The organism is Streptomyces sp. NPDC058525 (genome assembly GCF_042719495.1).
GTDB lineage: Bacteria > Actinomycetota > Actinomycetes > Streptomycetales > Streptomycetaceae > Streptomyces.
Genome location: NZ_JBHXNP010000061.1, coordinates 44,893 through 53,498, shown reverse-complemented (window position 1 = coordinate 53,498; position 8,606 = coordinate 44,893). Strand labels below are relative to the sequence as shown.

At 72.5% G+C, this 8,606-nt stretch carries 10 protein-coding genes; 5 read left to right on the top strand and 5 right to left on the bottom strand.

Going from position 1 to position 8,606, the window contains the following annotated elements; genetic code table 11:
* Positions 1-306: 306 nt before the first annotated feature.
* A complete protein-coding gene (locus ACFWP3_RS26120; RefSeq protein WP_384225454.1) occupies positions 307-567 on the top strand; it encodes a hypothetical protein in 261 nt (86 codons plus the stop codon).
* Positions 568-747: 180 nt separating this feature from the next.
* Here ACFWP3_RS26120 and ACFWP3_RS26115 read toward each other — a convergent pair whose 3' ends face one another.
* From ACFWP3_RS26115 to ACFWP3_RS26095, 5 genes are all read right to left on the bottom strand, one after another.
* A complete protein-coding gene (locus tag ACFWP3_RS26115) occupies positions 748-1,527 on the bottom strand; it encodes a 4'-phosphopantetheinyl transferase family protein (RefSeq protein WP_384225452.1) in 780 nt (259 codons plus the stop codon).
* Positions 1,528-1,646: 119 nt separating this feature from the next.
* On the bottom strand, positions 1,647-2,075 hold the full coding sequence (locus ACFWP3_RS26110) for an acyl-CoA thioesterase (RefSeq protein ID WP_384225450.1): 429 nt from the start codon (positions 2,073-2,075) through the stop codon (positions 1,647-1,649).
* A 12-nt stretch (positions 2,076-2,087) separates the two neighbouring features.
* Positions 2,088-2,462, bottom strand: a complete 375-nt coding sequence (locus ACFWP3_RS26105) for a YybH family protein (RefSeq protein ID WP_384225448.1) — start codon at positions 2,460-2,462, stop codon at positions 2,088-2,090.
* Positions 2,463-2,516: 54 nt separating this feature from the next.
* Complete coding sequence (locus tag ACFWP3_RS26100; RefSeq protein WP_384225445.1) at positions 2,517-4,013, bottom strand: FAD-binding protein; 1,497 nt, start codon at positions 4,011-4,013, stop codon at positions 2,517-2,519.
* 117 nt (positions 4,014-4,130) lie between these two features.
* Positions 4,131-5,072 carry an AraC family transcriptional regulator gene (locus tag ACFWP3_RS26095; protein ID WP_384225442.1) on the bottom strand — a complete coding sequence of 314 codons (942 nt, stop codon included), beginning with the start codon at positions 5,070-5,072 and terminating at the stop codon, positions 4,131-4,133.
* Between the two features lie 82 nt (positions 5,073-5,154).
* Between ACFWP3_RS26095 and ACFWP3_RS26090 the strand changes: the two genes are divergently transcribed.
* From ACFWP3_RS26090 to ACFWP3_RS26075, 4 genes are all read left to right on the top strand, one after another.
* Complete coding sequence (locus ACFWP3_RS26090; protein WP_384225439.1) at positions 5,155-5,988, top strand: NmrA family transcriptional regulator; 834 nt, start codon at positions 5,155-5,157, stop codon at positions 5,986-5,988.
* 185 nt (positions 5,989-6,173) lie between these two features.
* On the top strand, positions 6,174-6,719 hold the full coding sequence (locus ACFWP3_RS26085) for a DUF1772 domain-containing protein (protein ID WP_384225436.1): 546 nt from the start codon (positions 6,174-6,176) through the stop codon (positions 6,717-6,719).
* 71 nt (positions 6,720-6,790) lie between these two features.
* On the top strand, positions 6,791-8,347 hold the full coding sequence (locus ACFWP3_RS26080) for an AMP-binding protein (RefSeq protein WP_384225433.1): 1,557 nt from the start codon (positions 6,791-6,793) through the stop codon (positions 8,345-8,347).
* A complete protein-coding gene (locus ACFWP3_RS26075; RefSeq protein WP_384225430.1) occupies positions 8,344-8,604 on the top strand; it encodes an acyl carrier protein in 261 nt (86 codons plus the stop codon). The genes ACFWP3_RS26080 and ACFWP3_RS26075 overlap by 4 nt, the downstream gene beginning before the upstream one ends.
* Positions 8,605-8,606: the final 2 nt, after the last annotated feature.

Genomic DNA, 8,606 nt, shown 5'->3' with positions numbered 1-8,606 from the left:
GGACCACCTGCGCCCCGAGCCGTGTGAGGTCCTCTTGGACCTCACACCCCGAACCGGCCGGCGGCGGACACGGGTGCCCTGCCGGCCGCGGCTCCGCCCGCCGCACGCGTCGGGACAGCGGGAACGCCTGTGCGGATGGAAAACGCCATTGTTATGCTTCCCGACGATCGGAGGGGCCGGTCGGATTCCCAGGCTCGCCAGCTCGTGAAGGTAGCTGCGCGGAGCCGGTTCCACGTTGCCCCCTCCTCCTGTGCTCTCCCATGAGAGGGTGGTTGTGGAACCGACCGTAAGGCGTCCACCAGCGCCGTGCCCGCGCGCGGGAGCACCGTGCTCGACCTCTCCGCCCGCCCCGAACTCAGCGACGCGAAGGCGGTCGTGCTCAACGTGACGGTGACCGACCCGAAGTCCGACGGCCACCTCACCGTCTGGCCCTCCGGCACCACCCGCCCCGACTCGTCCAACCTCAACTGGACGACCGGCCGAACAGTGGCCAACCTGGTGACCGTGCCGGTGGGCGCCGACGGCAAGGTGGAGATCGCCGACCTCGGCTGGGGTCCGCCCATGTGATCGTCGACCTCAGCGGCTACCTCGCCTGACCGAAGAACTGCGGCACGAATGCGGACGCACCGCCGGAGCTGTCAGAGCTCCGCTGCCTTCCCTCGCCTAGGGCTCGAAGACCAGTTCCGGCTTGCTCCCTCTGAGCGCCGCTCCCCTGTCCGTACGGCGTGCCGTGCCGCGTCCCGCCGGTTACTTCGCTGACGCGCTCCCGCCCTGCCCGAGCCGCGGCCTGGCCTGAAGGGCGCGATCGGCCGACCCAACGCAGGCTCCGATGCGGAAGCCCCGTGGGGCCTGGGGGGTGTGGGTGGTCCAGTGGGTGGGGTGGGGGACGTGGGGGGACGGCTGGAGTGCGGGGTCTCCGTTGGTGTCCGGGGCGAAGGTGATCTGGTTGAACGGGAGGCGTACGCCTATGCCCACCGCCTTGGCGTAGGACTCCTTCAGGGTCCAGAGCTGGACTACGGCGTCGCGGCGGTGGGGGGCGGGCAGTTGCTCCACGGTGGTGCGTTCCTGCGGGGAGAGGCATCTGGCCATGAGGCGTCTGACGCTTTCCGGGTCGGTCAGGGCGTCGCAGGTCTGGATGTCGATGCCGACCGGGCGGCGGCCGGGGGCGAGGGCGAGCAGGCAGAGGCCGCCCGAGTGGGAGAGGCTGAATTCGACGTCGAGGCCGAAGCGGGGGTGGATCGCGGGCTTGCCGTTGCGGGAGAGGTCGAACTCCCAGTCCTGCGGGGGGACGGGGGCGAGGCGGGAGAGTTCGGTGCGCAGCAGCCAGCGGGCGTACTGGAACTGCCTGCGGTCGGCGTCGAAGCGGTAGGTGTCGGCCCGGTGCAGTTCGGCGGGGGACATCACGGACCGCCAGGTGTCCTCGCCGTCCGGGGGGTCTGCCCGGCCCATGGCCGTGATCAGGCCGGGGATGCGGGGAGCGGCGAGGCGGTGTGCGGGAAGCGTGCTCTGGGGTGCGGTCGGGGGCATGGGCGGCTGCTCTGCTCTCCGTGTGCGTTCCGTTCGGGTGGCGCCGCCGGGAAGCGGGTGCGTGGAGCACGGTCGCGGGGACGCAACCCGCGGCCGTGCTCCACGGCTGTCGCACTCGGTCAGGCGTCGAGGCCCAGTACGTCCGGCTGCTTGGCCAGTTCGCGCAGGGTGGCGCGCGGGTCCGGGAGCAGGCGGCGCGTGGTGAGGTCCAGCAGGCCGATCACGCAGTCGATCCGGGCGGCCGAGATCCCGTCGGGCGTGAGGAAGCGCTGGGTGAGCTCGACGAGCTTGCCCTGTCCTCCGCTGATGGCGCAGCCCACGTCGACCTCGTCGCCGGCGCGCAGTTCGCGCTGGAAGCGGACGGAGGCCTTGAGGAGCACCGGGCCGATGCCCGCGTCGGACAGGACGTCCGGGGTGAGGCCGGCGGCCTGTAGGAACTCCCAGCGGGCGTGCTCCGCGTACTGCATGTACACGGCCTGGTTGAGATGGCCCTGCCGGTCGGTCTCGTAGGCCCGCGCCTGGACGCGGACACTGAAGGGCTGTCCCATGCCGGCCCGCCCTCAGGCCCCGACCGGATCGTCGAAGACGATCCGCCAGGTGCCGTCGGGCTGCTGCCGCGAGACCACGGTGCCCTTGCCCCTGAGGTCGAGCGGCTTGCCGTCCTCGTGGGTTCCGACGAGGTGCCAGTCGGCGTGGGTCATCGCGATGTCGCCGGAGCGCAGGGCGCTGGTCATGGTGATCTCGGCGCTCTTGATGGCGGCGAACATCGGGGTCAGGGCCTTGGAGACGGCTTCGAGGCCGATCTCCTGGGCGCCGTCCGGCGGCTGTACGAGGATGCCGTTCGGCTCGTACAGGTCGAGCATGGCCTGCTGGTCGTTGGTGTTGAAGGCCTCGGCGATGAGGCCGGGTATGTCTTCCGGGCGTTGGGCCGGCATGGAGGTGCTCCTTGCTGGGGGTGGGGCTGGGGTGGGCGGGTCGGCGCGTCAGCGTCAGGCGAAGATGCCCTGGCCCGGGGTGAGGATCGAGGCGGGGTCGTAGTTGCGCTTGAGGTCGCTGAGCGAGGCCCACCGCGAGCCGTAGTGGGCCCGCCAGTCGGCGCGGGTCAGGGAGGGCACCGAGCCGACGAGGTAGCGCTTGCCTCCGAGGCCGACGGCGCGGTCGTAGAAGCGGCGGTTCTGGTCCAGCAGGCCGGGGACGTCCGGGTGGTTGGGGGCCGGGATCCGGATGAGGCTGACCTCGAAGAACTCGTTCGTGCGGCGCTTGGGGAGGACGAAGTTCGGCCGGGTGAGGGAGCGGGCGTCCATCGGGGAGATCCGGACCGGGCCGGGGCCCATCTGGGTGGCCGTCAGCTCGCCGAGCACGGTGTCGAGGTAGGCCGGGGTCTTCTCGGCGCCGACGAACATCATCAGCCAGGGCTTCTGGCTGCCCCAGAAGCCGGCGGCCTTGAGGGCCGCCCAGTTCGGGTCGAAGCGCAGCAGCCAGTCGCGGAACGGCAGGTCGGCGGAGGGGCCGGCGGTGGCCTGCGGCGAGAGCACGGCCTGCACGGCGGCGACGTCGGGCTGGGCGGGCGCCGAGTAGAAGATGCCGAGCGCGAGCCGGTAGGTCCAGCCGCCGCCGGGCTTGGGTTCGGCGTAGCCGTTCTGGTCGTTGACCACGCCGGCCCGCATGATGGCCAGCGAGTCCCGCAGGAACGCGTCCCGGTCGGTGTAGGTGAACTCGAGCGAGCGGGCGGTGGTCTGCGCCGGGATCAGCTTGATGCCGGCCCGGACGATGACGGCGTACTGTCCGCCGCCGACGAGCACGGCCTCGAACAGCGCGCGGCGGTGGGTGCGGGAGCAGGTGACCAGTTCGCCGGTGCCGGTGACGACCTGGAGCCATTCCACGTTGTCGGCCTGCGAGCCGTAGCGCTGGCTGGTACCGCCGAGGCCGCCGACGCTGAGCGTGCCGCCGATCGACAGGTGGGCGAAGTCGTTGTAGACGGGCGGTGCCTGGCCCGTTTCGAGGGCCTGCAGGGCCAGCGTGGACCAGGTGGCTCCGGCGTCGACGTCGGCGATGCCCTGCGCGATGCCGTGGATCTGGCTGAGCGGCTTGAGGTCGATGGCGATGCCGCCCTCGACCAGGGCCTGCCCGTAGTGCGAGTGCGAGTGGCGGCCCTCGGTGCCGGTGCCGCTCTGGCCGTTGACGGCCACGGGGATCCGGTTGTTGCGGGCGTAGCGGACGACCTTCTGGATGTCGTTCACCGAGCCGGGGGTGAGGACGGCCTGGGGCTGCCGCGTGAACAGGTGGCCGAAGTCCTCGGTGAACGCGGACACGTCCGCGGGGAGGAGGAGGGTGCCGTCGAGGGCGGGGACCTGGCGGAGGCCTGGCGTCGAACTGGGGGCGGCGGCCCACGCTCGGGCGCCGGGGTCCCACCCCGCGATCGCCGCGCCCGCTCCGACAACGACCAGTCCGGACAGGATCTTCCGGCGTGAGAGCTCGGTATGCATGCGTTGTTGGTACGCCCGCGAGCGCAATGAGAGCGCAAGTGCGGCCCGGCGCAAAGCCCCGCCTGGCCCGGCGCAAGCCCCGCCTGGCCCGGCGCACCGGCCGGGCCGCCGCCGCGTTCAGTGCGCCAGTGCCGCGCTGCGGTGCTCCTGCGGGCTGACGCCGTAGACCCGCTTGAAGGCCGAGCTGAGGGCGAACCCGCTGCCGTAGCCGACCTGGCGGGCCACGACGTTCAGCGTGGCGTCGGACTGGCGCAGCAGGTCGGCGGCCAGGGCCAGGCGCCATTCGGTCAGGTAGGTCATGGGCGGTGTGCCGACGGCGTTGCGGAAGCATTCGGCGAGCGTCGCCCGTGACACGCCGACCTCGGAGGCGACCCGGGCCAGTGTCCAGTCGTTCGCCGGGTCCTCGTGGAACAGGCGCAGTGCCTCGCCGGCGATCGGGTGGGTGTGGGCCCGGTACCAGGCGGGGGCCTCGGTCTCGGGGCGGTCGAACCAGACCCGCAGGACGGAGATGAGCAGCAGGTCGAGCAGGCGGTCGAGTACGACGCCCTGGGCGGGGCCCTGTTTGGTGACCTCGCCGGCCAGGACCGGGATGAGCGTGGAGTCCCATGTGTCGTCGGAGACGACGAGCAGGGGCGGCAGTACGTCGAGCAGGCGCTGGCCGACGGCGCCGACCTCCTCGTACACGCCGAGCACCATCTGCACCGACCCTTCGGGGTTGCTGCCCCAGGTGCGCACGCCCAGCGACATCCGCTCGCGCAGCTCGACGCCCTCGGGGGTGACGCACTGCTGGCCGGGGTGGACGATGACCTGCGGCGGGGTCGCCGGTTCGTCGCTCATCACGTAGGGGTCCGGACCGCGGAAGATGGCGACGTCGCCGGGGCGCAGCCGTACCGGTTCGCCGTGGTCGGGTTCGACGTACGCCCCGCCGCTGAGCATGACGGCGAGGCAGAGCGGTGACCTGTCCTGGACCCGGATCGACCACGGGGGGTCCAGGAGGATGCGGAGGAGGAATGCGCCGCTGGCCCGCGGCCCTTCGAGTAACCCTGAGAGTGCGTCCACCCGCGCAAGACTAGACGACTGGACATGGATGCTGGCACCTCAACCATGGACCGTCCAGATTCCTGACGTTCAGACTTCAGGCATGACAACTGACAAGCACACGACGTTGGTTCTCGGCGGTACCGGCCGGGTCGGCCGCCGGGTAGTGAAGGGGCTCACGGACCGGGGTGTGGACGTCCGCGTCGCCTCCCGCACCGGTTCGCCCGCGTTCGACTGGGAGGACCCCTCGACCTGGGCCGGCGTCTTCACCGGTGTCCAGTCCGCCTACCTGATGTACTACCCCGAGGTCGAGTGGCCCGGTGCCGCCGACGCGATCGGTACGGTGGCCCGGCTGGCGGTCGACGCCGGGGTGCAGCGCCTGGTCCTGCTGTCCGCCCGCAACCAGGAGGAGGCCGTCCGCTGCGAGGAGGCCGTGACCAGCCTTCCGGTCGAGTGGACGATCGTCGCCCCGGCCTCCTTCAACCAGAACTTCGACGAGGGCGTGTTCCTCGAGCCGCTGCGCCAGGGCGTGCTGGCCCTTCCCGCGGGTGACAACGCCGACCCGTTCGTCGACGCCAACGACATCGCCGATGTCGCGGTGGCGGCGCTGACCGAGTCCGGCCACGCGGGCCAGCGCTACGAGCTGACCGGTCCGCGCCTGTGGACCTTCGCCGAAGGCGTGGCGGAGATCGCCCGGGCGACGGGCCGCACCCTGCGCTACGAGCCGATCACCCGGGAGCAGTTCGCCGACGCCATCGTCGCCGACGGCGCCCCGCGCGATTTCGCCGACCCGCTGGCCACGCTCATCTCGGAGTTCTTCGACGGCCGCAACAGCTCGCTGGCCGACGGAGTCGAGCGCGCCCTGCACCGCAAGCCGCGCGACTTCGCGGACTGGGTGGCCGAGATCGCCCCGACCGGCGTGTGGAACGCCTCCTAAGCAGGCGGTTGCACCGGGTGCCCGGTCTGAGCACGGGGCGAGGGAGTCCCGGTCGTGCGCCACGGCGCACCGCGGACTCCCCCGCCCGTGCCCTCTCCCCCGCACGGCACCCTTCGCGAAACCATCCGGATCCCGGGAGAGACGATGCAGAACCACGCAACCGCGCAACCGTACGGGGGCCGCTCGTGAGCCGCCTCCGCCCAACGGGCGTCCTCGTCGCCGCCACCCTCACCTCGGGACTGACCGCGGGGCTGTTCGCATCGGTCTCGTACGCGATCACGCCGGCGCTGGCCCGCAGCGACGACCGGACCTTCGTCGAGGTCATGCAGAACATCAACGAGGTGATCCTCAACCCGGTGTTCGTGCCCGTTTTCCTCGGCGGGCTGGCCTGCTCCGTCGTGGCGGCGGTCACGCACCGGCGCTCCGCCGACAAGGCATTGCGCGCCTGGGTCCTCGCCGGGGCCGCCGGCTACCTGGCGATGTTCGCGGTCACCGCCGGCGTCCACGTCCCCCTGAACTACGAACTGGCCGCGGCGGGCGACCCGGCCCGCATCCAGGACCTCGCGGGCCTGCGCGAGGCCGTCGAGGACAAGTGGGTGGCGTGGAACACCGTGCGCGCCCTGGCCAACACGGCGTCCTTCGCCGCCTTCTCCTGGGCCCTGGTGCTGCTCGGCCGCTCGAAGGCCCGCTCCGCCGCCCCCGAGCTCCGCGAGCGCGTCCCGGCGTCCTGACCACCCGTCGCGGCGGGGTGCGGGGGCGGTCCTTGCGGTGATGTTGCGGGGGCGCCCCCACGATGCCGGAGATGAAACTCACCCGGCTCTGGACATCGTTCGCCCGGCAGGTGGACGCCCGCCCCCACGCCACGGCTCTCGTGGCGAGGGGCCGGCACATCTCCTACGGCGAACTGGCCGACCTCGTCACCGAGGCCTCGGCCCGCCTCGAACGGCTCGACACGACCGGCGGCGAACCGATCGGCGTGCCCGCAACCAAGACCCCCCGGACCATCGCACTCGTGCTGGCCTGCCTGCGGGCGGGCCTCCCGGTGGTCCTTCCCTCGGCCACGCTGCCCGACGCCACGCTGCAACGCCTCCTGGCCCGGGCCGGCTGCCGGCACGTCCTGCGTGCCGACGACCCCGGCCCCGCCCGCACCGGCGCGGCGCCCGCCCCCGCCACCCCCGCCCGGGCCGGCGCCGCGCCGGCTCCCCGCGGCCCTCACGACCCCAACGACATCGCCTTCGTACTGACGACGTCGGGGTCGACGGGACTGCCCAAGCTGGTGCCGCTCACCGCGGGCGCCTTCGAGCGCTTCGCCGACTGGGCCGCCGAGCGGTTCGACCTGGGCCCGGGGGCCGCCACCCTCAACTACGCCCCGCTCAACTTCGACCTCTGCTTCCTCGACGTCTGGGCCACGCTCCACCACGGCGGCCAGGTCGTCCTGGTCGACCCGGACGCCGCCACCAACGGGCGCCACCTGCTCGACGCCATCGACGACAACGCCGTGACCGTCGTACAGGCCGTGCCGATGGCCCACCAGCTGCTGGCCGACGCCGCGGACGACGCGGGCCGGCGGCTCGCGTCGGTGCGCCACGCCCTGTTCACCGGCGACCACATGCCCGCCCGGTGCCTGGCCCGGCTGCCCGCCGTGTTCCCCAACGGCCGCTTCTACAACGTCTACGGCTGCACGGAGACGAACGACAGCTTCGTGCACGAGGTGGACCGGGACGCGCTGCCGGCCGACGGGGTCCCGCTCGGCACCGCGCTGCCCGGCGTCGAGGCGTTCGTCCTCGACGAGGACGGCGCCGTGGTCACCGGTCCGGGACGGGGCGAGCTGGTCGTCGCCACGCCGTTCCAGTCCGCCGGCTACCTCGGCACCGACCCGGCCGCGCCCAGCCCGTTCGTGGACACCCCGGCCGCCCTTCCGCCGGGCGCCGCGGCCCGCTTCTACCGCACCGGCGACCTCGTGCGCCGCGACGGCGCCGGCGTCCTGCACCTGGAAGGGCGCAACGACTTCCAGGTGAAGGTGCGCGGCACGCGGGTGAACACCGCGGTCGTCGAGCAGGTGCTGCTCGACCACGAGGAGGTGGCCGAGGCCGTGGTCCTCGCCGTCCCCGACCCCGTCGCGGGCCATCTGCTGCACGCGGTCCTGCGCCGGGTGCCGGGGGCGGGCGTGGGGACGCTCGGCCTGCGCCAGCACTGCGCCCGCCACCTGCCCACGGCAGCCATCCCCTCGACCCTGCGCCTGTCCGAGACCGCCTTGCCCCGCACGTCCACCGGCAAGGTCGACCGCCAGGCCCTCGACCGGATTCTCAGGTCGCCTCGCCCCGAGGCGACCGCCGTCAGAAAGGAACCCGCACGATGAAGAACGAGGCCCCGATCAAGAGCTTCCTGATCCAGGAGTTCATCCCCGACGTCCAGGCGTCGGAGCTCGCCACCGACTACGACCTGCTGGCCAACGGGGTCGTCGACAGCCTCGGGCTGCTCAAGCTCATCGCCTGGGTCGAGACCGAGTTCGACGTCGTCGTCGACGACGCGGCCCTCGACCCGGACAACTTCCGTTCCATCGACGCCATCGACGCCTTCGTGGCGCGGGCTTCGGTGCCGGCCGAGGCGAGCTGACC